The organism is Psychrobacillus sp. 05T411 (assembly GCF_056396485.1).
This window is the reverse complement of sequence record NZ_JBFTLO010000002.1, coordinates 193285-218055: the sequence shown is the minus strand read 5'-3', so window position 1 is coordinate 218055 and position 24771 is coordinate 193285. Positions and strand designations below refer to the sequence as shown.

Below are 24771 nucleotides of genomic sequence, written 5' to 3'. Positions count from 1 at the left end.
TCATGACGATAATAGATAGTAGGGAAAAGCGATCAGCTACGGAAGTTTTAGGAAATATTCAAGCGGTGGATACACAAGCCGTAAAAGATATGCTTGCCAATCAATTAGCTGACCTAAATAAAAAAATCGTCGTACTAGACGATGATCCAACAGGTGTACAAACTGTTCATGGAATCTCTGTTTATACTGACTGGTCAGTAGACAGTATTGAAAAAGGTTTCCAAGAAGAAAATTCGATGTTTTTTATACTAACAAATTCTCGTGGATTTACTGCTGCAGAAACAAAAAAAGCACATATTGATATAGCAACTAATATCGCAGAAGTGGCAAAAAAACAAAACAAAGAATTTATTGTTATTAGTCGTGGGGATTCTACTTTAAGAGGTCATTACCCACTGGAAACGGAAGTATTAAAAGATACAATCGAGGCAACTTCGAATATCCAATTTGACGGCGAAGTAATTATTCCCTTTTTCAAAGAAGGCGGTCGCTTCACAGTCGATAATATCCACTACGTACAATACGAAGAGTATTTAGTACCTGCTGGAGAGACTGAATTTGCAAAAGACAGAACATTTGGTTATACAAAATCACATTTAGGTGAATATGTAGAAGAAAAATCAGCTGGAAAATTTACTGCTGAAAACGCTACGTATATTTCATTGGAGAGCCTACGATCACTTGATATAGAAGGAATTACAAATCAATTACTTCAAGTGAGCGATTTCAACAAAGTAATTGTAAATGCAGTAGATTATGTCGATGTGGAAATCTTTGTTGTTGCACTTGCTAAAGCAATGAAATCTGGCAAACAATTTATGTTTAGAAGTGCAGCTGCTCTTACAAAAGTAATTGGTGGAGTAAGTGATAAAGCACTATTAACAAGAGAAGAGTTAATCCAAGAAGAAACGAATCATGGTGGTTTAATATTAGTTGGATCGCATGTGAAAAAAACGACGGAGCAGCTAGAAGTATTGAAAACAAGTGATTTCATCGAATTCATTGAATTTAATACGCATCTAGTATTGCAACCCGAAAAATTCCAAGAAGAAATTGATCGAGTGATTTCTACTACTGAAAGCTTAATTCGCGAAGGTAAAACCGTTACTGTTTATACAAATCGAGAGAGACTCGATTTAGGTGAAGGTAAAAAAGAAGAAGAGTTAAAACTATCGGTTAAAATTTCCGACGCAGTGACAAGTATCGTCGGGCGACTTACTGTTCGTCCCAATTATATTGTCGCAAAAGGTGGCATCACATCTAGTGATATCGGAACAAAAGGGCTTGAAGTACAACGTGCAACGGTAGCAGGTCAAATTCAGCCTGGCATTCCTGTTTGGTTTACAGGGGAAGAAAGTAAATTCCCTGGCATTGCATACATTATTTTCCCAGGCAATGTAGGTGCAGTAACAACCTTAAAAGATACGGTGGAAATTTTAAATAAGTAATCAGCTGGGGGAGATTTACATGTTAGTCAATACAAAAGACATATTAAAAAATGCGCAAGCCGGTAAATATGCGGTCGCTGCATTTAATGTATACAGTTTGGAAACAGTTCAAGCAGCTATTCGTGTTACAGAACGAGAAAACCAACCAGTAATTATCGCATTAGGTGAGCGCTACTTTCCAACTGTGGATGTAGAAGGTTTTGCTGCACTTGTCAAAGCAATCGCAGAAAAGTCTCCAGTTCCTATTGCACTTCATCTAGATCATGCATATGAAAAAGAATCGATTATTCGGGCCATCCGCTGTGGATTTACATCTGTAATGTTCGACGGGTCGGCCTATGAAATAGAAGAGAATATTCGTCGCACAAAAGAAATTGTAGAAATAGCCCATATGGCTGGCGTATCGGTAGAAGCAGAAATTGGTTCTTTAGCAAAAGGTGATTTTTCTGATGAAGAAGAGGGAGATGGCACATTAACTGATCCAGAATCTGCGAAAGATTTTGTTATGCGAACAGGTGTCGACTTTTTAGCCGCTGCTATCGGAACGGTTCACGGTATGTATAAAGGAGAGCCGAAAATCGATTTACCTCTATTAGAGAGAATTCAGCAGGCTGTTGATGTGCCTCTTGTGCTTCATGGTGGCTCAGGAACCCCTGACGCGATCGTTCAACAAGCAATCCAACTTGGTATTTGTAAAGTGAATGTGAATACAGAAGTATCAATGGCTGCTGTTACATATTTGCAAAATGCTTTTGAGCATAAGCAAATGCCACATCTTTCTACAGTGATGGAAGAAATGCAACAAACAATGGAATCTGTTATGACAAAATTTGTACGTTTATATGCAAATAAATAAGAAGCTTCCCTATGCCATGCGTAGGGACAAGCTTTTAAATCGAAATGGGGAATTCGAATGCCAATAGTATCTGTTTGTATAGGGGTTGCACTTCTACTTTTATTAATGATTGTGTTTAAGTTAAACGCTTTCATCTCGCTTATTTTAGTTTCGCTAGTTGTAGGTATATTAGAAGGTATGACACCTCTAGAAGCAATGACATCAGTTCAAGGCGGTTTAGGTGGAACACTTGGAAGTCTTACGATGATTATTATCTTTGGAGCAATCCTTGGTAAGTTAATGACAGACTCAGGTGGAGCACAGCGTATTGCCACGACACTTATTCATGCATTTGGGAAAAAGAGAGTTCAATTAGCAGCTGTTTTGACCGCTTCTGTCGTTGGGATTGCATTGTTTTTTGAAACAGGAGTTGTTGTATTAATTCCGTTAGTATTCACAATTGCTACTGCTGCAGGAGTACCAGTTTTATATATTGGGATGCCGGTAATCGCAGCACTTATTACGATGCATGGTTTTGTACCTCCGCATCCAGGACCAACTGCAATTGCTAGTGTGTTCAATGCAGATATTGGGAAAACCTTAGTATATGGAATTATTATTGCGATACCTGCGATCATTATTGGCGGACCAGTGTTTACGAAGTTTTTCAAGAAGGAATCTTTAGAGGTAGAAATTCCAAAAGGACTTTTTAATCCGAAAGAATTTACGGAAGAAGAAATGCCTGGATTTGCTACAAGTCTTATTACAGCGTTAATGCCGGTTATTTTAATCGCTTCACATGTAATTGTTGTCATCGCAGCACCAGATTCAGCTGTTATGCCATTCTTTGATTTTATAGGTAATGCCAATGTTGCATTATTATTATCGGTTATTTTCGCATTCTTTACGTTTGGCTTGAATCGCGGTAAAAAAATGAAAGAAGTTATGCAATCAGTGACAGATGCGGTGAGCGGAATTGCAATGATTCTATTAATCATTGCTGCTGGTGGTGCATTTAAGCAAGTGTTAATCGATAGTCATATTGATCAATATATCGCAGACATTATGGCAAGCTCAACCCTTTCTCCGTTACTTCTAACTTGGTTAATCGCTGCTATTTTACGTGTAGCTGTTGGATCTGCTACGGTAGCTGGTATGACGGCTGCTGGTATTGCAGCACCGCTTGTTGGAATTACAGGTATAAGCCCAGAGCTAATGGTGTTAGCCGCTGGTGCAGGTAGTATTACATTCTCCCATGTGAATGATGCAGGATTCTGGATTTATAAAGAATACTTCAACCTTTCTATCGGGAAAACCATTAAAACTTGGTCTGTCATGGTAACGATTCTTTCGTTAGTAGGACTTGCTGGAGTTCTGATCCTCAATATGATTATTTCATAAGTGGAAAGCGTCTTCTTCTACAATTTGACTGTAGAAAAAGACGCTTTTTTTTTCTGTGTAAGATACAATTCAGAATTGTTTTAGAGTTGTGTCTTACACAGGGAAGCTTAAATTTCTTGGGTATGTTCAATCGTTTCAATAAATTTTTCGATTGTAGACGTTAGATAAGCATTAGAACGTCTAATGAACACGGTTTTGATTTTACTATATTTTTCGGGAAGAAGATGACATTGGATAAGCCCTCTGTTTTCTAAATGGGAAACAGCAGATCTAGGAACGAATGTAATGCCAAGACCTATTACAACACTACTTAATATCGTTTCTAATGTCCCAAACTCCATCACTTTTTGAGGAGTGATGTTTTGATCTTTGTACCATGCTTCTAGTCTCGCACGATACCCACAGCCTTTGCTAAAACAAAGGAAGGGCATATGGCTTAATTGTTCTAACGAAGTGGTGCTATTGTCTGAAATTAAGACAAGCTCTTCTTGAAAGACATCATGAGATACAAGATCAGGGTGCCTATCTGATTCTGTAACAAAAGCCCCGTCTAAACGATGGTTCAACACATCTTGTTGTAATTGGTCTGTAACGCCAGTTAATAAAGAAAGATCCACATTTTTATATTTCTTTGTGTAAGCAGATAATATGGTTGGCAAGTGAATAACTGTTTCCACTGATCCTATTTCTAACTTTCCAGAAGGATCCTCGCCGCTTTGTACTACTTTTTTCATTTCATTCGTTAGCGTTAATATTTTCTCGCAATAGACTAATAGTTTTTTTCCTTCTGGTGTCAAACTCATGCCACGATTATGTCGATTAAATAGTGCTGTATTAAGCTCTTTTTCAAGTTTATGGATTCTGGACGTAATATTTGATTGTACATAACTTAATGCTTTTGCTGCTTCTGTAATAGTTCCTTTTTCTGCAACCATTTGAAAGATTTCTAAGTCTTTAAACTCCATTTTACTATCTCCTTTAATTACTTTAATTCTATGTATTATGATATCACTAAAAATGATGACAAGTATCAATATTATTCATTTTACATGATGGCTAGTGGTGTCGTTTAATAGATAAGCAAGTATATGAAGGAGTTAGATGTGTTGTGAAAAATAATGTTCTATTAGGTGCTATATTATGTCTAGTTGCAAGTGTTTCGTGGGGGGCAATGTTTCCTGTCGCGCATGATGCTTTTCAATATATAGATCCATTTTATTTTACTATTTTTCGTTATGGAGCTGTAACGGTTATTTTAGTAATACTTTTATTATGGAAAGAAGGTAAACAAGCATTTCGATTAGAAGGAATGGGATTGTCTTTATGGTTTTTCGGCACCATGGCTTTCACCGTTTATAATTTACTTATTTTCTGGGGAGAGGATTTACTAGGAGAGCCAGGGGTTATGGTGGCATCGATTATGGAATCTTTAATGCCGATGATATCCATTGTGATTGTATGGATGCTTTATAGACGAAGACCTTATACGTTCACATTAGTATGTGTGTTAATTGCATTTATTGGTGCAGCGCTTGTTATTACAAAAGGAAATATTGGTGCTTTTCTATCTGCTACTGATAATATTGTTCCTTCCATCCTTATTTTGATCGCAGTTATTGGATGGGTTGTATACACAATGGGGGGAAGTCAGTTTCGTGGTTGGTCTGCGTTACGATATTCTACATTAAGCTGTTTACTTGGAACGATTTCAGCAGGTGTAATTGTTTGGATACTTACTCTTTCTGGTTATGTAAGTGTGCCAAGCATGGAAACTATTACGATTGTCAGTCCGCATTTATTGTTCATGATTGTTTTTCCAGGGCTTATTGCACTTATCGGCTGGAATGTTGGTGTTAGTATTTTAACCCCATTAAATGGCTTGTTATTTATTAACTTTGTTCCAGTAACAACATTAGTAATTTCACTTGTTCAAGGAACTCAAGTAAATTATGTAGAATTAATTGGGATTACCTTTATAATTTTTTCATTAATTGCAAACAATATTTTCCTGCGAAGACAGCAGAAAAATGCACTGGCACCAGCAAATAAATTAAAAGCGTCTGCTTCTATGAAAGAAATTTTGTAGAAGTTAGCCGCTTTTTTGCGCTATACTAGGAATATTGAATAAAGGTTGGTGGTCTATGTGCAAAAATATATCGGTGAAATATTGCTAGTAGTAACGGCAATTATATGGGGAAGCGGGTTCGTTGCAAGTGCCGTTTCACTCGAATATTATACGCCCTATCAAATTTTGGCAGGAAGATTTTTAATTGGTGCTCTTATTTTATGTATTGTATTTTATAAAAAGTTGACGAAAATGAAGAAAAGTACGCTTATTAGGGGAGCCGTTTTAGGGATTTTTTTATATTTAGCCTTCGCTCTTCAAACAGTAGGGTTGCAATACACAACACCTTCTAAAAATGCATTTTTAACGGCAGTTAATGTGGTCATCGTTCCTTTTATAGGGTTTTTACTATATAAACGAAAAATGGATATGTTTGAGTTGGGTGGAGCGTTTATAGCTGTAATTGGTGTGGCGGTGTTATCGCTTAAACTATCTTCGGAGGTCAATGTTGGAGATTTGCTGACTCTTTGCTGTGCAGTTGGATTTGCATTTCATATATTTTATACAGCAAAATTTGTTAAAGAGGAAGATCCAGTTGTTATAACCATTATTCAAATGGTCGTTGCCGCAGTTATCGGTTGGATTGTTGTTGCTTTCAGAGGAGAAAGTGCATTTTCTATGGAAACAGAAGGGGTGTTGAACCTTCTTTATCTAGGTGTTTTTTCTACAACCATTGCTTATTTAATGCAAACCGTTGCACAAAAGTACATAACCGAAACAAAAGCGGCCATTATACTTTCGACAGAATCTTTTTGGGGCATGGCGTTCTCGGTTATCATTTTAAGTGAAGTGATGACTTTTAAGATGATTGTCGGTGCTGTTTTAATACTTTTTGCGATTATTTTATCTGAAACGAAATTTAGTTTTTTGAAAAAGGATAAAATGAAATCAGTTGTATAGGCTGTTGGACATTAAAGCGTTTCTACCATTAATTGTAGAGACGCTTTTTAGGAATAATGCGTCTTAGTCACCGTTGTCCCAATCCAAGTAAAGAGCTATTTTAAGAATTGGTTGCTTTCATTGGCAATGTGGTTGCTCTCGTGCTGATTTGATTGCTTTTGGAATGGAATTGGTTGCTTTCAATGAACGATCTGTTGCCCTAATCCATTAACTGGTTAATAAAGTTCCATAAACTGTATAAATATTTGTTTTTAGCAAGTTGATATTGAGTAAGCAAGCCATTTTCTATTGATTTTCGCTACAGGCGTCGACTCCTGCCGGATGAGTGGGCAAATGAGCCATTCCAACGTACGCGCAAGCGGCGGGAATGGCTCATCGCTCACCCGGCGGAAAGCGTACGACTGCAGCGAAAATCATAGTGGTTACTAGTCAACGCACTAAGACCCATTATCCCTATTTTGTGCAACATCCTAGAGCATATTCGGCTCACTCTAGGAAAAGTTATTAATAAGAGAATGCAATTTTATTTAATTGCCACCCAAATTTCATTATAGGCATTTGGATTTTTCGGATCCGCTTCTATGTATACTTCAAACGGTTGTATTTCAGTCGGTATATATCCAGTAGAAGGAAACCATTCCGAATAAATTCGTTCCCATGTAGTTGCAATAGCCGATGGAAAGTGACCTTTTACTTCAAAAACGACCCATTTAGATGCTGGAAAGTCTAAACTTTTTAATTCTTCTGGCACATTTCCACTATTTTCTGCGGCAACATAATAGTCCATTTTATTTTCTTCTTTATTCACTTCTGCCCAAATACCTAAAAGTCCTTTTGTTTCTCCATTTCTTAACTGTTCTAATTGATCAAAGACCCCGTTTTCGTGGATAGCATTCCAAAAGTTTTGAAAAGCTTGTATACCGCCACCTTCTACTTCATACGGAAATTCCCGATTTACTCCAATTACTTGAAAAGCTTCTCTTTCAACAATACGATATTGCATTTATTTTGCTCCTTTCCTATAGCATGTTTCTTTATAGAAATTATATGCCAATATTGCGACATACTCCAGTTTTTACAGTGGGCATGCTTGTATGTATGAAAGTTTGTTTTTTGCGAAAGATAAGGAAGCGTTTCAATGAAGTTGAAGGAGGTGTTACTTACAATGAGAACAATACATCGAATTGCTTTAGTACTCGTCATAATTGGTGCAATTAACTGGGGGTTAATTGGATTTTTTAGATATGACCTAGTATCGTCTATATTTGGAGGAGAAGCGACAGGTATTTCAAGATTCATCTATGCGCTTGTTGGATTGAGCGGACTTATCTGCTTACCACTTTTATTTGAACCGGCAAGAGATGTCGAAGTGGATAGAGATCCTAGAGGCTTTAGAAATGTGAATTATGGAACGGAATTTGGTGAGGAAACGGACTTTACTGATATTAAGGACTACTCTGATAAGAAAAAGACAGAGAAAAAGCCTGAGAAAAAGAAATAATTTCAGTATTCATGAACAAAAAAACTGGCGGCCTTTTATAGGGTCGTCAGTTTTTTTATTAAGAGTCCCTAATTTCTAAGTGGAAAACTGGAATAGAAAAGAAAAAGGAGATACCTCATCTCATCACGAAGATTACATAAGGGATTGATGAAAGGGGCTCGAGGATGTTTCTAATAATGTGGAGGTTGTTGTATTAAGAATATATTGGTGCTTGTAAAGATTTTTAAGCAAAATGGAATCGAGTGCAGTCTTTTTGTGACAGAAGGATTAGAGTATTTCTTCCCAGATAATTTTTCACAACAATTAAAGAAAGCTGTAGATTTTATAATTAAAGGAGAATTAAATGGAAATCAAGTTTAATGCATTTTTCAAAGACGAATTAACCATTCAAGCAATACAATCCGGTTTGGAAAAAGGAGAGATAACCTCAAAAGAATTGGTCATGTACTATCTACATAGAATTGCAAAGTATGACCAAGACGGACCAAAAATAAATTCCATTTTAGAAATAAATCCAGATGCTATTTTTATCGCGGAAGCATTGGATTACGAAAGAACATTAAAAGGAGCAAGAGGACCTTTACATGGTATACCTGTTTTACTGAAAGATAATATTGAAACAAAGGATTCTATGCACACAAGTGCAGGAACAATGGCGTTAGCAAGTCATATCAGTGATAAAGATGCATTTCTTGTAGAGAAGCTACGAAAAGCAGGGGCTGTGATTCTAGGAAAGACGAATATGACAGAGTTAGCTAATGCGATGTCTTCGGAAATGTGGGCGGGATATAGCGCAAGAGGGGGACAAGTAAAAAATCCTTATGGCGATGAGAATCTTTTTGTTGGGGGATCAAGTTCAGGATCTGCAGTAGCGGTTGCTGCAAATTTTACAGTTCTATCTATCGGTACGGAGACAGACGCCTCCATTTTAAGTCCAGCTATTCAAAATTCAGTAGTTGGTATTAAACCTACTGTTGGCTTGGTAAGTCGTACTGGTATAATCCCTTTTACGTATTCTCAAGATACAGCAGGACCCTTTGCAAGGAACGTCACAGATGCTGCAATTTTATTAGGAACGTTAACTGGTGTAGACGAACTCGATCCTGCTACTTTTAAAAGTGAAGGAAGGGATGAGCAAGATTATTCCATTTATTTAGATGCAAATGGTTTAAATGGTGCAAGAATTGGTGTATTCCATGCTATTTCAACTGAATCAGATGAGTATGATGAAGTTTTATTTAAAAATGCTCTTCAAATACTTAGCGACAAAGGAGCAACGGTTATGAAAGATATAGATATCCCATCTTTCCATAGAGAGTGGAGTTGGGGAGTCTCGTTATATGAATTGAAGCATAGCTTAGATAATTATCTTTCTAAATTATCGCCACAACAACCTGTTCATTCTATTAGTGAATTAATTCAGTTTAATAAAAGATTGGGAGACAAAGCATTAAAATACGGTCAAGATAAGTTGGAGATAAGAGAACAGTTTCCCAATACTTTAAGAAATCCGGAATACTTGAAAGCAAAGCTAGAAGATTTATATTATTCACAAGAACAGGGAATTGACTATGCTTTAAAAAAGTATAATTTGGATGCCATTCTTTTTCCATCCTATATCGGCTCAACCATCTCTGCAAAAGCAGGGTACCCGTCTATCGCGATTCCGGCAGGATATATGAAAAGCGGAAAACCATTTGGTGTAACTTTTGCAAGTACTGCTTTTAGTGAAGGGATATTAATCAAATTTGCTTATGCTTTTGAACAAGCTACAAAGCATCGGAAAAGTCCGATTCTAGCTTAAAGGAGGTTGAGACATTGAAAATTATAGATACCGTTCCACGTTTTCTTCATAATTATGAACCATCTATAAACTTTTTAAGAAATTACTATGCGGAATATCCAACTATTTTCGCACATTATTTTCCTTTGCATTGTAAAGATACAGAGGAAAGACATACTGAATCAATTAGAAAATACCCTCAATACTTTGCTGTGATTAAACAAGTATATGAAAAAATAGTACCAGTTATTGAGGAAGTAGCAGGGGAATATGAAAAATTGTACGGGATTACTTTTTCAGTCGATATAAATTTAATTGTTGGTGGGTTTGGCTCGAATGCTTATACTAATCACCAAATTATCCCAGACATTACGTTTGCTTTGGAAAAGTTGTCACCAGAGATTGATCATTTACGTGTAATTGTTGCGCACGAATTTGGTCACGCAGCACAAAATATTATTTCTAATCAGGCGGGGATGGACTGGCCAACCGTCCATTGGACAAGTTTACTCATTGGACTTTACCGAGAAGGAGTAGCGACACACTTCTCACGACAAACAGTTCCAAATGTACACCCTTCTATCTACTTTTCTTATAATGATGATGGATACGAATGGTTATCTTTCGCAGAAGAGAATGCGGTAGCTATAAAAAAGGCTTTTGCCAATGACTTCGAAGTCTTAACACGACAAGAACTATTTCACGAATGGTTTTCCATCAATGGCGGGAAAAAGTTTGGTTACAATAGATTAGCCTATTTTATAGGGGATATGTTTTTTCAGTCCCAAGTGAAAGAACTTGGTGAACTGGAAGCTATAACAGCATGGAAAGATGAAGGGTTTGAAGAAAAAGTGAGACAATGGCTGTTTCAACAATAACCAAAAAGCATTTTAGATAGGGAGAGTATCATGTTTACAGACAATCTAGAAGAATATGATGATCCAGTTTCATATGATATCGAAAATAATGCATACATCGGCGAACTACCACTTTTAGTAGAGTGGGCTTCAAAAAAGGACGGTCCGATTATTGACTTAGCTTGTGGTACAGGAAGAATTACAATTCCTTTGGCAAGTAAGGGTTTCCGATTAATTGGCGTGGATTTACATGCCGGAATGCTAGAACAAGCAAAGAGAAAGACGCAAGAACTTGATCTGCAAATTGAATGGCTAGAGCAAGACTGCACGCGATTAAATTTAAATTGTAAAAGTTCACTAATCTATATGGTCGGAAACTCGATTCAACATTTCCATACCAATGAATCACAGAATTTGCTTCTGACTTCAATCCATAGGCATTTAGAAGAAGATGGAGTGTTTATTTTCGGAACAAGATTTCCCAATGCGGAAGAATTATTGCAACCTAGTACTGAGGAATATTGGAAAACTTATAATGATCCAACTTGTAAGAAAGAGGTAGATGTTTTTACAATTAGTGATTACGACGCATTAAGCCAAATCCAACATTATACTACTGTAAGGAAGTTTAAAGATGTGGATGGAAGAGTAGTAGAAGAAAAAAGAACGAATATTAGTTTGCGATACACATACCCGCAAGAAATGGGAAGGCTATTATCGGAAAACGGCTTTGAAATTTTGCATGTGTATAAAGATTGGAACGAAACACCCATTAGTAACGATAGCTATGAAATGATTTATGTATGTAGGAAAATCGAATAATAAGTAAAAGGAGTCCTAAAATGATTGGACTCCTTTCTATCGGATATTTACAGAGTTTCTTTTAAATTTATGACATAGTCAATCGTTAAAAAAGGCAAAGAAAATATTCGCATTTCATGTTTGGCGCGAAGCTGACCTTCTTTTATTTCTTCTATTAAAAACTGCTCCTGTAGTGGTAGTTTGAATATGTATTTATGAGCTGCTAAGTAAATCCCTGCATCCGATTCATTAGCTCCTTTACTCGTCAACAGAAGTTTTTCTCCTTGTTGGTGCAATTCTAATATTCCAATCATCGAAGAACAGGGCAGGGGCAAGGCAATATTCATATATGTCTTATCGTTCGTTTGATGTAATGAATAGAGGGCAACGAAAATTACATCTTTCTCTATTTTTCGCACCCATGCTCTTGTTTTTGTGCGACCGTCTTCTACTGCAACTATATCACCAACCATTTCCATTCGTTTATTGGAAAATGGAAGATTGAGTTGTTGGATTGTGTTGCTTACGAGTCGGTAAATAGCTGCAAAAGGCTTAAACCAACTATGCCAGTGGACTTCAGAAAACAGTCTATAATCGGTTGTATTTTCATAAAAATCGATAATGGTAGAAGAAAGATTTTCTTTTTCCACGTATATATTCATATCGTCAACAAGCCTTTTGTATTGTTGTATTCCCATATGCTTAGCTAAAATCTGTTCGCCAATTTTGTATGTTCCTTTTATACTACTGATGGGAAAGCGCCAGCCTTGTTCCCTAGAACGCGGTATTAACATAGCCCAACTGATCATCCCGCATAAGGCAAATAAAACACAGTTAAGCAAACCATGGAAACGCAACATAAAATCGATGTTTACAGTGGAAACTCTCGCCGCATACAACAGGGAAAAAATAATCGTAACACCTAACGAACCGAATGATACAAGCACGCCCACCTTTTGGAATGCACTTGTAAAAGTCGCTTTCAAAGTTAATACAATCAAACCGTAAATCCCGATAATATAAAGAAGTACCGAAACAACCTCTAGCCAAGGTGCAAATGTAATGCCTAGTGCTACAACAATCGGTGAAATTAATAGTATGGAGCAAACGATTTTATAGTTAGTTGTCTTATATAAACGACCGAGAAAACCAATAAAAACGGGCAATAAAAAGGAAGAGTAATGAAAATGAATTCCTGTTAGCCATGTGAGCAAAGGGGAAAATCCAGTATCAATTTCTGCTATATATGCAAAGAACCACATGCCACCAATGAATAAATACATCATCCCTGCATCAATCGCAAATTCCTCCAAGTGCGCAAAGCCTCTTCGGATAAAACGTCCAATCCCATATAAAGCAACTACAAATGTGAAAAGCAGATAGATGCCTGCAAATAATAAATCCAATTTAGTATCCGTTGTTATTTGTAAAAAAAATACCGATAAAAAGGCGGGTATGGCAAAATAATAATACAATCGCTTTTCTTTTTTCAAGATCAATTGTAAAGTGACTGGCACAAATAAAAGCTGGGCGACCGTTAACATTAAAAAATACCACGGCCCAACACTAAAAATCACGGCCACTACAAATAAAATAATATGTAACAATGCAATTCGCTTAAAAGTCATCGGCTCGAAATTCCCCTTCATATTCAAATAAAGTACCGATTAATGGATTCGTGATGACGACATGTATAGAAAAAACATCTCTTTCTTCTATATAATACTCCTTCACCTGGACGCAACCTTGAAAAACTCTAGCTAAGGGAATTTCAATTGGTCCCATAACGAACCGTTGCTTTCCGGATTCAATTTGTATATGCCCTTCTGTTGAAACGATGAAAATTAGTTCGGAGTAAAATAAACTCGGCTCTCCTAAATAATCTTTTACGATGCCTTTATTCGAATCCAGGCTCATCAATGCATTAAAATATCTTTTCTTGTTAGGAAACTGAAAAGTTCTTTCCCAGTGGACTTGTTGCTCGCCATTTGGACCAGTTCTGGTTGTATTAACAATCTTAAAAGGAATATTGGTACCTTGCTCTGGAAATAAAAACTTCCAGCGAGTTCCGAGTAAAAAAAGGGGGAGCAGCCATTTAGGTCCTCCGCTTATTTTTTTCATCATGCCTGTCGCTTTAAAAGCTTTTCCTTCAGGCAGTGCATATCTTTTTTGGAGCATGGGTTGAAGTTTTTCAAATTGCTCTCCTAATATTTCTTTATATATAGACATTCATCTGACTCCTTCTTTCATTCGTTTGCAGCTTTTAGCAGTCGGTATATCATCGCTCATGAAAACCCCAATAATGGAAAGAACGAATAAAGTGACGTTAAACGTTAAAGGATTAAATGGATGACTTAAACTAGCAGGCTCAACAATGATGGCTGATAAAGTGAGTAGTGGAAAAAGGATTAACTGTATTTTTAGTAATCTTTTTTTATGATGATAAAGTAACCAAATAAGACCAAAGATTATTTCCGCCATCCCAATTGTCGTAACAAGGCTATATGCCTCGCTACCATTAATGGACAACAAGCTACTCGTCATGCTGACCTCGGCAGGGTGCATCATTATCAGTTTTGGTACTAAACCTTGATATACCCAAACAAAGAAGAACAATAAAGTAATTATCCAATGACTGAAAAATCGGCGGTACTGTGTAAATGGTGATTCCCCTTTTTCTAGCCATCTCTTTAATACATCAAAGCTTAGTGCGGTCGCCCATCCGATAAGAGGGCGGAAAATAAGATGGTCAAAAAATCTACCTATTGTACCAAAGTTAGTTTCATAGTCGTATTGTGTAAAAAACTTAGTTGAATTTTGTTCAGGCTTATACTTCCAGTAGCCCTTTCCCTCACGGATAATGGAGATTGCTTGATCTGTCCCAAAGTGCAAGGAAGATGTTCGCGAATCATCTTTTGAATGGAAAGTACCAACACTTTTTCCCCATCCCGCAATATTCAGTCCAAATCCAATATTCGTTTTATATTCAAAATTCTGGGGCTCATTTTCTTGTTTTGGTAAATAGGTAATAGAAGAAAAGCGGAGATCCCATTGTTCATGTTGCTCCGGAGTCTGTGTAGCATCCCATAATTTATCCATTTCTGCATCAATAGCTATTTCCACATATATTGGTTTTCGCTTCATTAGAATCACCTCTGATTAAGCTTATCATAAGATGAAGGAGTTTTGAGTAGTAGTGAAGAATTGAATGTAGACGTAAAAAGATAAAGTGGTTTTGCGAAGGAGGCCTCACCATGTCGGAATACTTCTCTCAACAGAAAATCAAAGAACTAGGGGAAATAAAGCTAGTTGGACTTCGAGTGCTATGCTCAGGAGATCAATATGTAAATGAAATACCTAAAGCATCTATGGAATTACAAAAACGTATTCTAGAAATTCAAGAGGTAATCAATCCTTCTCTTCAAATCGGAGCATTTGTAGTTGATAATTCCACTGAGGAAGAAGATGGTTACTGGATTTGTGTAGAAGTAAAAAAATATGAAAATATTCCAGAAGGTATGGTTGTTTTAACTGTTCCTCCCCAAAAGTATGCGGCTATTAAGCATGCAGGATCGAATAATATGATCAGTAATTCGTATGATAGTTTACATAAGTGGATTGAAGAAAGGGGATTAAAAAGGTTGAAAGATAGATGGCATTTGGAAATATACTCTAGTTGGAAAGATTCAGAAAATGTGGATGTATTGCTACTAGATACGGTTGAATAAAATATTTCTGTTGAAAAGAGGAACCAAAATGTTTATTAGTAAAATATCGAAGGATCGGTTCCACGCCGTTAAAACACATGTAAATAATACGTACAATTCGGTAGACGCTTCCGGTTCAGCTATGGTTATTATACATAACAATGAGGTAGTAGCAGAAAAGTATTGGGGGAACCATTCAAAGAAACCAGATGCAAAACCCGTACAAGCAGACACCCAATTTCATGTAGCTTCGGTGCGAAAAAGTTATATTGGATTTGCCCTTGCTTTTGCTGTTCATAATGGATACATAACTTCGATTGATGATAAGGTGACTAAATATTTACAAACACTTGACTCAAATCTTTTAAATGGGACGACTATTAGACATTTACTCACACATACTCATGGTTTAAGGGAAGTGGATGGAGTGATTTGTCGCGAGTTTGCTGCTGGACAGAGCTGGGCCTATCGCGGAATCAATATTTCATTGCTCACGCAAATTGTTAAAGCAACAACAGGTAAAACAGTAAGTCAGATTTTAACTGAACATGTATTTCAACCTCTTGGGTTCACAGGAACAGGTTGGTATGCGCAACAAAATGACAAGCTTGCGGAAGTAATAAGAGATACGGATAATCCTATTTGGAAAACTCATGAAAGTACAGATGGGGATGAAATGAATATGTATGTCTCAGCGAGAGAGCTAGCGAAATGGGGTCAGCTTCATCTTAAACAAGGTTTTATAAGTGGAGAACAAGTTGTAAATAGTGAAATAATAAGGTTAGCAACATCTCTTCAAAGTCCAAATACGATAGACGCTGATTTCCCACAAAATGGTTTTTTATGGTTTGTAAAAGATTTGCCTGCCAAAAAAACAGAGATTGGAGAACTAGTACCGAAAGGCTCTTATCAAATTTTAGGTTATACAAGTGTCGCCGTATTAGTCATTCCTAAGCATGATATTGTAGCAGTTAGAATGTTTAATAGTTTTGGCTCCCCAGATGGATTCGACTATTTATCGGACATTCGCGCATTTGGAGATACAGTTATGGAGTGCTTGTCATAGGACAAAATATAATGGAAACAAGGAGTTTATTATACATGAATATTTATCAAGCAACGATTAATGATCTTGATTCCCTAGTGGAACTTTTTGACTTATACAGACAATTTTATAAACAACCATCGAATCTTAAAGGTGCAAGAGAGTTTTTAGAAGAATTATTTATAAAAAACGAATCCGTTATCTTCATGGCCTTCGATGAAGGAAAAGCTGTTGGCTTTACGCAATTATTTCCATCCTTTTCATCTGTAAGTATGCAAAGGTCTTGGGTGCTAAATGATTTATACGTGAAAGAAGCGGCACGAAGAAAAGGAATAGCAGAAAAGTTAATAAGAAGGGCAATTGCATTTGCTGAGGAAGCGGGTTCAAAAGGTATTTTACTGGAGACGGCTGCAGATAATGTGAATGCACAAAAACTGTACGAGAAAATTGGATTTATAAAAGAGTCTACTTACTTTTATTATTTTTCGATTTGATTGAAGTGGAAGTAAAATCAGTAGAGAACTTGTTAGTTATTGATTTAGTGCCTTTAGTACAAAAGAGTGCTTTTGATAGATCTATATACGGACACTCAGAAAATTGGTCGATTAAGAAGATTTTACGTTGCTGGAAATGGTAAAGTTGAAATCATAGTGTTCTATTGGTATAATTAGGTCATTATGACATACATTAAAAAAGCCTGGACGGTGTCTCACCACCGAACAGCCTAGTAATAAAATAGCATCGCTTCAAAGGCGATCAGCAGTTAAGCATGGTAAACCATCCCGTCACTGACTAGGTTTTGGGTGGTTTACTTTTTTTGTGAAAAAGTATATGACAGCGCAATGATAGATACGATTAATGTAGAAAAACTAATCATTACTACAAGCGCTTCGAAAATATACATAGCAACATCTCCTTCCTCTTCCCATGAAAAATGTACATAGAAAGTATTTCGGAATGAAATGCTGACCACCCATGAAACCCTATTTTATTATTCTTTTATTATACCACACATACGTTCTTGTTTTTGTGCGTATATATGACTAGTACAGATGATATAGATGCGAATTTTAGCAATGTCATTGGAATAAAATAAACTTCTTTTTGGAGGTAGCGCTATGAAACAAGAAATAGTTAGCCGTACAAACCAAATAGGGTGGAATCAATCTGCCTATCAAGCTTGGACAAATCGTCACGGTACGCCAACAGAATATGCTCAAAAGTTAATAGCAAATCCTACGAATGCTGTAGCTCACTATTTAAAGTTCATAGGTGAGATAAAAGGAAAAAAAATTGCTAATCTTTTAGGATCAAAAGGAAATAAAGCGGTATCTTTTGCTTTATTAGGAGCAGAAGTTACGGTCGTAGACATTTCGCAAGATAATAAGAAATATGCGATGGAATTGGCTGACGAAGCAAAAGTGACTATTAAATACATAGTTTCAGATATATTAGAAGTTCCGGATGATGACGTGCTAACCAATTTCGATGTTACCCTTTTAGAATTAGGGGTATTACATTATTTTGTGGATTTACTTCCTTTATTTAAAGTGGTTTATGATTCACTAAAGCCTGGAGGACAATTCATTCTAAGAGATTATCATCCTTTTGTTTCGAAGTTAGTGAACGTTGAAGAAGGTGAAATGATTGCGAATGGAGATTATTTTAGTGAAGAAGTTATAGAAGAAGAGGTTGCTTATAGTTTTTTGCTTTCAGAAGAAGAGCGGGCTAATTTGAAGAAAGTAACTATTCGAAGATGGACTTTAGGAGAAATTGTTACGGCCATTTCAAATGCAGGATTCCGCATTAATTATCTGGAGGAAGAAGCAGATGTTAGATGGGCGTTTCCAGCGGATTTACCTCAAGGAATAGAGAGTAAGATCCCAGGGTTATATACGTTAATTGCTACAAAGGTCTGAGTACCACATAAACAATATGCTGAGATGAAAAAGGCTACCAATTAACTAATCGGTAGCTCCTTCACTAGTTTATTTCCCTTTAAATACTGGTTTTCTTTTTTCGCTAAATGCATTCAATGCTTCCACTCGATCTTCTGTTGGAATAGTGATCTCATACGCTTTTCTTTCAATATGTAACCCGGTTTGTAAATCTGCATTCATGCCGTGTTTGATGGCGAACTTAGCTTGTTGTAAGGCAATCGGTCCATTAGCAAGCATCAGTGTTGCAAAGTTCTCTGTTTCCGATATCAATGTTTCACGAGAGGTGATCTTAGTTACTAAGCCATATGCCAATGCTTCATCTGCTTTAAGTCTTTTAGCGGTCAAGATTAACTCCATTGCTTTTGCTTCCCCAATTAGTCTTGGTAGTCGTTGTGTTCCACCAGCACCTGGGATAATTGCTAAACTCGTTTCGGTTAATCCTAGCTGGATGTCATCCGCCGCAATTCGGAAGTCACATGCAAGTGCAAGTTCCGTTCCACCCCCAAACGCGTAGCCATTTAGCATAGCAATGGTTGGTTGTGGTAAGTTTTCAATAGCTGAAAATACCTCGCCAATTTTATAAATATTCCGCTTCACTTGTTGATCGGTCAGTGTTTTTCGTTCTTTTAAGTCTGCTCCAACACTAAATGATTTTTCACCAGCTCCTGTGAAAATGACGACGCGGATATCTGGATTAATTCGGATGGATTCTGCGATATCCCCAAGCTCCCGTAACATATCATAGTTAAATGCATTTAGCGCATCCGGTCTATTTAGTGTAACGTATGCTATATTACCATGTTGTTCATAACGAATTGAGTCCATTTTTTCTCCCCCTAATAATTATTTCCCCATACAAAACATATCATTTTAATAATAGTCTGTCATCTTTCCTAGGAAGGATTAAATTAGATCGATTTTCATTTTCAATTTTGTTACAATTGTATTATTGAAATTTTAAGGATTAGAGGTATTCACTTGGACATATTTGTTGCAAGACAGCCCATTTTTGCTAAAGATGAACATATATTTGCCTATGAATTATTATATAGAAATGGGCAGGACAATTCTTTTCCTACAATAGCAGGGGATGAGGCTACATTGGACGTGATAGCTCATTCATTTTTAACGATAGGTATTAATGAACTAGCAGGGGATAAGCTATGTTTTATTAATTTTACGGAAAATCTATTAGTAAAAGAGGTCTTTGCGAAGTTTCCGGCGGATCGTATTGTCGTCGAAATTTTAGAGGATATTCCGATTACAATTGCTTTACTTCAAAAGCTTCGAGAGATTAAGTCTCTTGGTTTTTTGATTGCCTTAGATGATTTTGTTTTGCAAGAAAATGTCGCTTTATATGATGAATTATTTTCAATTGTGGATTTTGTTAAAGTAGATTTTCTATTGAGTACGTTATCAGAGCGACAAGCAATTGAACGAATCGTTAAAAGCAATTACCCAAATATTGTACTGTTGGCAGAAAAAGTGGAGACAAGGGAACAATTTTATGAAGCAAAAGAAGCTGGTTACGAACTCTTTCAAGGTTACTTCTTTGCAAAGCCTGAGGTAATAAAAGGATCAGAAATACCAACAAATTTGGCGCAATATTTTCGAATTATCAACTTGTTGCGAAATAATACCGTTTCCATAGAAGATATTTCGGATGAAATTGAGCGGGATGTTTCTCTTTCTTTTAAAGTTCTAAAGATGATCAACTCTCCAGCAGTCCGGACAAAATCTAAAGTTCGCTCGATTAAGCAAGGAGTGCTCATGCTTGGGTTAGATGAATTGAGTCATTGGTTGCATGTCTTATTACTGCGGGAATCTAAAAAGAATCATACAGGTGATGGAATGGCCCTTATCGAAGCATCGCTATTTCGAGCAAAACTTTGTGAGTTACTTGCAAAACGTAAATTTTTGCAAAATGCATCTGAATTTTTCCTAGTTGGTATGTTTTCTCTAATCGACACATTACTTCATCGGCCGATGATACAATTGCTGCAAGATTTACCACTTTCAGATGAAGTTGCAGAAACACTTTCTGGCATTAAAACGGAGATGTCTCCTTTTCTAGAGCTTGCCATTGCATGTGATGAGGTCCGCTGGGATGATATGATTGTCGGAGCCGCAAGTCTTGGTGTTGACCATTCCACATTAAACGCTCTTTATCTAGAAGCTCGACGCTTTGCAACTGAAATAATAAACTAACTACCATGTCTTTTTGAATGGTAGTTTTTTGTTGTACTTATAAAATTTCGAGTTAATTGGCATTCTAGGGATAATGGGTCTTAAAGTCCCCGTTATGATTTTCGTTACAGGATGGACGCTTTCCGCCGGGTGAGCGATGAGCCTTCGTAGGATGTGAAGTGGCATCTGTCCACAGAGGAACGAAGGCTAAGACCGTCACATCGTGTGGCAACGCCTTCGTGACCAACATCCTGTTGGCCTCGGCAGGAGTCGCCATCCTTTCACGAAAATCAATGAAAAATTGCTTACCTAATCAGCATCAGACTACCAAAAAACAGGTTATTATCCATTTTATTCAATTCGCACATCCAGAAAATGGCTATGGGCAACAGACCGGTCCCTGAAAGCAATTAATTCTTTTCCGAAAGCAATCAAACCAACATGAGAGCAACCAAATCGCCAGTGAGAGCAACCAATTCTTAAAATAACTCTTTACTTGGAGTGAGACGACCAGGAATTTGCCGCATTATTTATAAACGTTGCGCATTTTTTTATTGGACAATTTTCTCCGAATAAATAGAAAGGATATGATTGCCGTAGCGCTGCCTAAGCCGCATGAGCCGCAGTCATGAGCCCCACTCGGGCGCAGCACGAGTGGGCTCGTGACTGCGGCAAGCGCGAAGGTTAGCGGTCACCACGTCGCATTATCCCTAAAAAGTATTGCTTCTTAAATGTTGCATTTCTTTCTAAAAGTAGTACAATGAAATAAGAACAAGTGTTCTTGAAAAGGAGAGTCGATATGCCATTAATACCGGAAGAGGCCATCCCTTATTTAGAAAACATGATCTATCTACCAATGGTATTAACTATTCTGGAGAAGGATCGAATGATTTTTGAACAAGGTCCCTTTAAGTTAAAGCGTCCGTATGTAGCTATGGTAGAAGGAGCCGTAAAACAAGTTCAAATCGAATTGAAACAAACCCATATTTATATGAAAAGACATAGTATGAAAGTTCTTCGCGGAGAGGGAGATGATATGTTCACGGAATATGTATTTTTTCATGGAGGCTATGAAGAACATCGTCGTTATTTAAATGTCCGACTCCGCAACCGAGTGGAAGAACTACTCACTATTTATTTGGGGATTGTGGAAAATGCGCGTTAACCAAATAAATCTTTTTGAAACAGCGGATTACGAGAAGTGATTAGACTATTATTTACTAGATGACTCATTCTTTTTAAGAAATGCATATTTAGAATGTTGGCAAATCCAACTTGTCGGCTAATTGTAGTTGGAGAAGAAGGTACTTGTATCTTTTGTTCATTCGCTAAAACAATCGTACAGCCACCTTCGGAGGGATAGAAGGATTCGATGGCTCCAAGAGAAAACCATGTGTTTAAATCAGATTTTGGAGAAAGGATAGGGATTAAAATACACGGACTCCCAAAGTCATGTGCAATAAGAATAGGAAGCTTCAAATAATTTCCAATCGCTTCTTTTGATAATTTAGTTGAGTGTTGAAAAGAAGAACCGTAATAGGAACAAGAATGACGGACAATGTCATAAGGCTTTTTGCCTATAACCTTAGTTTCGCCCGAATAACTGATCGCTTTAGTAAAAACTTTGTTATTAATTACAATTGGTTGAAGTACAGCGGTGTCAAATGAAACTAGGAAAGACTTTTCTTCTTTTTTATTGAACATATACATTCACTCCTTAGTAAGTTATAACTTAATTGTAGTTAAATATGGAAAAAAAGCAAGTAAATATATCGAGTTTTTGAAATGTTTACTCTTTATTTTAAAATCGCAATTTTCCGAAAATAGTTGCAACTAACGCCAAGCTTTTATATAATGAAAAAAAGGCATCGGGGTGATGGAAATGGACAAACAATATTCATATGCAGATTTTTTAAGAGCGATGGGTCAGCCAGGAAAAGAAAGTTCTGCAGAAAAATTGTTGAACGAAATTTATCTTGATATGTTTTTGAACATTATCCACCGGGAACAAAGTAGTAAACGATTATTAGAACAGATAGACGAGGCACTGGACCAAAAAGACGAAAAAGCATTTACACAATACACGAATGCATTACAACAATTAAATAATCCAAAGTGATGGATAGAAAAGCCGCTTATGTTTAGGCGGCTTTTCTTATGTGCAAAAAATAATGAAAAAACATACGTTCGTTTTATTAGGATTCAAAAAAAGAGTATGTTAAACTGAAACTATTCAACCAGTGGGAGGCTTATCTATGGAACAAATTTTCGATTTGCAAGCTCCGTATGAGCCAGCAGGAGATCAAATAGAAGCGATAAAAGAATTAGTAAAAGGTGTTCAAGAAGGGAAGAAACATCAAACATTGCTTGGTGCAACAGGTACTGGAAAAACATTTACCATTTCAAATGTTATCCAACAAACGAACAAGCCAACCCTTATAATGGCGCATAATAAAACACTTGCAGGGCAGCTGTATAGCGAGTTTAAAGAGTTCTTTCCAAACAATGCTGTCGAGTATTTCGTAAGTTATTATGATTACTTCCAGCCAGAAGCGTACGTGCCTCAAACAGATACGTATATTGAAAAAGATTCAAGTATCAATGAAGAAATTGATAAACTTCGACACTCCGCTACCTCATCGTTATTCGAGAGAAAAGACGTCATCATTATTGCCTCCGTTTCGTGTATATACGGACTCGGAAATCCAGAGGAATACAGAGACATGGTCGTTTCCCTTCGAACAGGAATGGAAATCGAGCGAAACCAGTTACTTCGAAAATTAGTCGATATCCAGTATGAAAGAAACGATATAAATTTTACAAGGGGTACATTCCGTGTGCGTGGAGATGTTGTTGAAATTTTCCCCGCATCAAGAGATGAAAAATGTCTTCGTGTAGAGTTTTTTGGTGATGAAATCGATCGTATTCGAGAAGTCGATGCACTTACAGGAGAAATAATGGCAGAACGTGAACATGTAGCCATCTTCCCCGCATCTCACTTCGTTACACGAGAAGAAAAGATGAAATTGGCCATAGAGAATATCGAAAAAGAATTAGAAGAACAATTAAAGATATTGCGTGCGGAGGATAAATTACTAGAGGCACAACGACTAGAGCAGCGTACGCGCTATGATTTAGAAATGATGGAAGAGATGGGCTTTTGTTCAGGCATTGAAAACTATTCCCGTCATCTCACTTTACGTGAAGCAGGGGCAACTCCATATACATTATTAGATTATTTTCCAAAAGATTTTTTATTGGTAGTGGACGAAAGCCATGTTTCATTACCACAAGTTAGAGGAATGTTTAATGGAGACCAAGCAAGGAAATCAGTATTAGTAAACCACGGTTTCCGATTGCCGTCTGCACTTGATAATAGACCACTTACTTTTAGTGAATTTGAAGACCATGTCCATCAAGCGGTATATGTATCAGCGACACCTGGTCCTTATGAGCTAGAGCATACACCAGAAATGGTCGAACAAATCATTCGTCCAACAGGCTTATTGGATCCGATTATTACATTGAAACCGATTGAAGGACAAATTGATGATTTGATCAATGAAATACATGAGCGTACAGCGAAAAATGAACGGGTACTTATAACGACATTAACGAAGAAAATGTCGGAAGATCTGACGGATTATTTAAAAGAAATCGGCATTAAAGTACAGTATTTACATTCGGAAGTGAAAACATTAGAGCGAATTGAAATCATAAGAGATCTTCGTTTAGGAACATATGATGTCCTGATTGGAATCAACTTACTAAGGGAAGGGCTTGACCTACCAGAAGTGTCTCTTGTCACGATTTTAGATGCGGATAAAGAAGGATTTTTACGTTCGGAGCGTTCATTAATACAAACAATAGGACGTGCAGCAAGAAATTCGAATGGTGAAGTAATAATGTATGCGGATAAAATGACGGACTCTATGCGAAAAGCGATAGACGAAACGCAACGACGTCGTACTATTCAAATGGAATACAATGAAAAGCATGGCATCACGCCAAAAACAATTGAAAAGAAAATTCGAGAAGTTATTCGTGCAACCCAAGTAGCAGAAGAAGAAGCAAGTTATGCACAGCAGTTAACGAGTGGAAAACCTTTGACGAAAGAAGAAAAAGATACATTATTACAAAATCTAGAAAAAGAAATGAAAGATGCAGCGAAGGCACTTAATTTTGAACGGGCAGCACAATTGCGTGATGCAATCCTTGAATTGAAGCTGGAAGGATGAATA

The 24771-nt window shown here is 36.9% G+C and carries 25 protein-coding genes; 17 read left to right on the top strand and 8 right to left on the bottom strand.

Annotation, left to right across the window (positions count from 1 at the left end):
- Positions 1 to 2 precede the first annotated feature (2 nt).
- Genes AC1DFT_RS02520 through AC1DFT_RS02510 form a run of 3 tightly spaced genes read left to right on the top strand, consistent with a single transcriptional unit; the run spans position 3 to position 3684 of the window.
- Complete coding sequence (locus tag AC1DFT_RS02520; protein ID WP_477917308.1) at positions 3 to 1448, top strand: four-carbon acid sugar kinase family protein; 1446 nt, start codon at positions 3 to 5, stop codon at positions 1446 to 1448.
- Positions 1449 to 1467: 19 nt separating this feature from the next.
- Complete coding sequence (locus AC1DFT_RS02515) at positions 1468 to 2304, top strand: class II fructose-bisphosphate aldolase (protein ID WP_477917306.1); 837 nt, start codon at positions 1468 to 1470, stop codon at positions 2302 to 2304.
- A gap of 57 nt (positions 2305 to 2361) precedes the next feature.
- A complete protein-coding gene (locus AC1DFT_RS02510) occupies positions 2362 to 3684 on the top strand; it encodes a gluconate:H+ symporter (RefSeq protein WP_477917304.1) in 1323 nt (440 codons plus the stop codon).
- A gap of 107 nt (positions 3685 to 3791) precedes the next feature.
- Here the strand turns inward: AC1DFT_RS02510 and AC1DFT_RS02505 are convergent, their stop codons facing one another.
- Positions 3792 to 4649 carry a LysR family transcriptional regulator gene (locus AC1DFT_RS02505; RefSeq protein WP_477917302.1) on the bottom strand — a complete coding sequence of 286 codons (858 nt, stop codon included), beginning with the start codon at positions 4647 to 4649 and terminating at the stop codon, positions 3792 to 3794.
- 143 nt (positions 4650 to 4792) lie between these two features.
- Here AC1DFT_RS02505 and AC1DFT_RS02500 point away from each other — a divergent pair, with 143 nt between their 5' ends.
- Together AC1DFT_RS02500 and AC1DFT_RS02495 are read left to right on the top strand one after the other, a co-directional pair.
- Positions 4793 to 5770 carry a DMT family transporter gene (locus tag AC1DFT_RS02500; protein ID WP_477917301.1) on the top strand — a complete coding sequence of 326 codons (978 nt, stop codon included), beginning with the start codon at positions 4793 to 4795 and terminating at the stop codon, positions 5768 to 5770.
- 57 nt (positions 5771 to 5827) lie between these two features.
- Positions 5828 to 6709: a DMT family transporter gene (locus AC1DFT_RS02495; RefSeq protein WP_477917299.1), complete on the top strand. Its 882-nt coding sequence runs from the start codon at positions 5828 to 5830 to the stop codon at positions 6707 to 6709.
- 523 nt (positions 6710 to 7232) lie between these two features.
- Here the strand turns inward: AC1DFT_RS02495 and AC1DFT_RS02490 are convergent.
- Entirely contained in the window at positions 7233 to 7712 is a 480-nt protein-coding gene (locus tag AC1DFT_RS02490) for a GyrI-like domain-containing protein (RefSeq protein ID WP_477917297.1), read from the bottom strand.
- A 162-nt stretch (positions 7713 to 7874) separates the two neighbouring features.
- On the opposite strand from AC1DFT_RS02490, the gene AC1DFT_RS02485 reads away from it, so the two are divergent.
- The 4 genes from AC1DFT_RS02485 (at position 7875) to AC1DFT_RS02470 (ending at position 11672) form a co-directional block, all read left to right on the top strand.
- Positions 7875 to 8210, top strand: a complete 336-nt coding sequence (locus AC1DFT_RS02485; RefSeq protein WP_477917295.1) for a DUF378 domain-containing protein — start codon at positions 7875 to 7877, stop codon at positions 8208 to 8210.
- A 343-nt stretch (positions 8211 to 8553) separates the two neighbouring features.
- Complete coding sequence (locus AC1DFT_RS02480) at positions 8554 to 10014, top strand: amidase family protein (RefSeq protein ID WP_477917294.1); 1461 nt, start codon at positions 8554 to 8556, stop codon at positions 10012 to 10014.
- A gap of 14 nt (positions 10015 to 10028) precedes the next feature.
- On the top strand, positions 10029 to 10871 hold the full coding sequence (locus AC1DFT_RS02475; RefSeq protein ID WP_477917292.1) for a DUF5700 domain-containing putative Zn-dependent protease: 843 nt from the start codon (positions 10029 to 10031) through the stop codon (positions 10869 to 10871).
- 30 nt (positions 10872 to 10901) lie between these two features.
- Complete coding sequence (locus AC1DFT_RS02470) at positions 10902 to 11672, top strand: class I SAM-dependent DNA methyltransferase (protein WP_477917290.1); 771 nt, start codon at positions 10902 to 10904, stop codon at positions 11670 to 11672.
- 47 nt (positions 11673 to 11719) lie between these two features.
- Here the strand turns inward: AC1DFT_RS02470 and AC1DFT_RS02465 are convergent, their stop codons facing one another.
- From AC1DFT_RS02465 to AC1DFT_RS02455, 3 genes are read right to left on the bottom strand one after another with little or no spacing between them, the layout of a single operon-like run.
- The gene (locus AC1DFT_RS02465; protein ID WP_477917289.1) at positions 11720 to 13279 is read right to left on the bottom strand and encodes a YndJ family protein; all 1560 of its coding nucleotides are present in this window, start codon (positions 13277 to 13279) and stop codon (positions 11720 to 11722) included.
- On the bottom strand, positions 13269 to 13880 hold the full coding sequence (locus tag AC1DFT_RS02460; RefSeq protein ID WP_477917287.1) for a DUF4166 domain-containing protein: 612 nt from the start codon (positions 13878 to 13880) through the stop codon (positions 13269 to 13271). Before AC1DFT_RS02460 ends, AC1DFT_RS02465 begins: the two co-directional genes overlap by 11 nt.
- Positions 13881 to 14795, bottom strand: a complete 915-nt coding sequence (locus AC1DFT_RS02455; RefSeq protein ID WP_477917286.1) for a DoxX-like family protein — start codon at positions 14793 to 14795, stop codon at positions 13881 to 13883.
- A 110-nt stretch (positions 14796 to 14905) separates the two neighbouring features.
- On the opposite strand from AC1DFT_RS02455, the gene AC1DFT_RS02450 reads away from it, so the two are divergent.
- The 3 genes from AC1DFT_RS02450 to AC1DFT_RS02440 are packed head-to-tail and all read left to right on the top strand — an operon-like array spanning position 14906 to position 16897.
- Positions 14906 to 15379 carry a GyrI-like domain-containing protein gene (locus AC1DFT_RS02450; protein ID WP_477917284.1) on the top strand — a complete coding sequence of 158 codons (474 nt, stop codon included), beginning with the start codon at positions 14906 to 14908 and terminating at the stop codon, positions 15377 to 15379.
- 28 nt (positions 15380 to 15407) lie between these two features.
- Positions 15408 to 16424 carry a serine hydrolase domain-containing protein gene (locus tag AC1DFT_RS02445; RefSeq protein WP_477917282.1) on the top strand — a complete coding sequence of 339 codons (1017 nt, stop codon included), beginning with the start codon at positions 15408 to 15410 and terminating at the stop codon, positions 16422 to 16424.
- A gap of 35 nt (positions 16425 to 16459) precedes the next feature.
- Positions 16460 to 16897 carry an N-acetyltransferase family protein gene (locus AC1DFT_RS02440; RefSeq protein WP_477917280.1) on the top strand — a complete coding sequence of 146 codons (438 nt, stop codon included), beginning with the start codon at positions 16460 to 16462 and terminating at the stop codon, positions 16895 to 16897.
- Between the two features lie 314 nt (positions 16898 to 17211).
- On the opposite strand, the gene AC1DFT_RS02435 is transcribed toward AC1DFT_RS02440, so the two are convergent.
- Positions 17212 to 17307: a putative holin-like toxin gene (locus tag AC1DFT_RS02435; RefSeq protein ID WP_477917279.1), complete on the bottom strand. Its 96-nt coding sequence runs from the start codon at positions 17305 to 17307 to the stop codon at positions 17212 to 17214.
- Between the two features lie 214 nt (positions 17308 to 17521).
- Here AC1DFT_RS02435 and AC1DFT_RS02430 point away from each other — a divergent pair, with 214 nt between their 5' ends.
- Positions 17522 to 18322: a class I SAM-dependent methyltransferase gene (locus tag AC1DFT_RS02430; protein ID WP_477917277.1), complete on the top strand. Its 801-nt coding sequence runs from the start codon at positions 17522 to 17524 to the stop codon at positions 18320 to 18322.
- A 69-nt stretch (positions 18323 to 18391) separates the two neighbouring features.
- Here AC1DFT_RS02430 and AC1DFT_RS02425 read toward each other — a convergent pair whose 3' ends face one another.
- Positions 18392 to 19168, bottom strand: a complete 777-nt coding sequence (locus AC1DFT_RS02425; RefSeq protein WP_477917275.1) for an enoyl-CoA hydratase-related protein — start codon at positions 19166 to 19168, stop codon at positions 18392 to 18394.
- Positions 19169 to 19321: 153 nt separating this feature from the next.
- On the opposite strand from AC1DFT_RS02425, the gene AC1DFT_RS02420 reads away from it, so the two are divergent.
- Both AC1DFT_RS02420 and AC1DFT_RS02415 read left to right on the top strand, forming a co-directional pair.
- Positions 19322 to 20551, top strand: a complete 1230-nt coding sequence (locus AC1DFT_RS02420; protein WP_477917273.1) for an EAL and HDOD domain-containing protein — start codon at positions 19322 to 19324, stop codon at positions 20549 to 20551.
- A 778-nt stretch (positions 20552 to 21329) separates the two neighbouring features.
- A complete protein-coding gene (locus tag AC1DFT_RS02415; protein ID WP_477917272.1) occupies positions 21330 to 21695 on the top strand; it encodes a YhjD family protein in 366 nt (121 codons plus the stop codon).
- Here AC1DFT_RS02415 and AC1DFT_RS02410 read toward each other — a convergent pair.
- Positions 21692 to 22234, bottom strand: a complete 543-nt coding sequence (locus AC1DFT_RS02410) for a competence protein ComK (protein WP_477917270.1) — start codon at positions 22232 to 22234, stop codon at positions 21692 to 21694. The genes AC1DFT_RS02415 and AC1DFT_RS02410 overlap by 4 nt on opposite strands.
- Positions 22235 to 22412: 178 nt before the next feature.
- Here AC1DFT_RS02410 and AC1DFT_RS02405 point away from each other — a divergent pair, with 178 nt between their 5' ends.
- A complete protein-coding gene (locus AC1DFT_RS02405; RefSeq protein ID WP_477917268.1) occupies positions 22413 to 22649 on the top strand; it encodes an IDEAL domain-containing protein in 237 nt (78 codons plus the stop codon).
- Between the two features lie 136 nt (positions 22650 to 22785).
- Complete coding sequence (gene uvrB, locus AC1DFT_RS02400) at positions 22786 to 24768, top strand: excinuclease ABC subunit UvrB (RefSeq protein WP_477917266.1); 1983 nt, start codon at positions 22786 to 22788, stop codon at positions 24766 to 24768.
- Positions 24769 to 24771 lie beyond the last annotated feature (3 nt).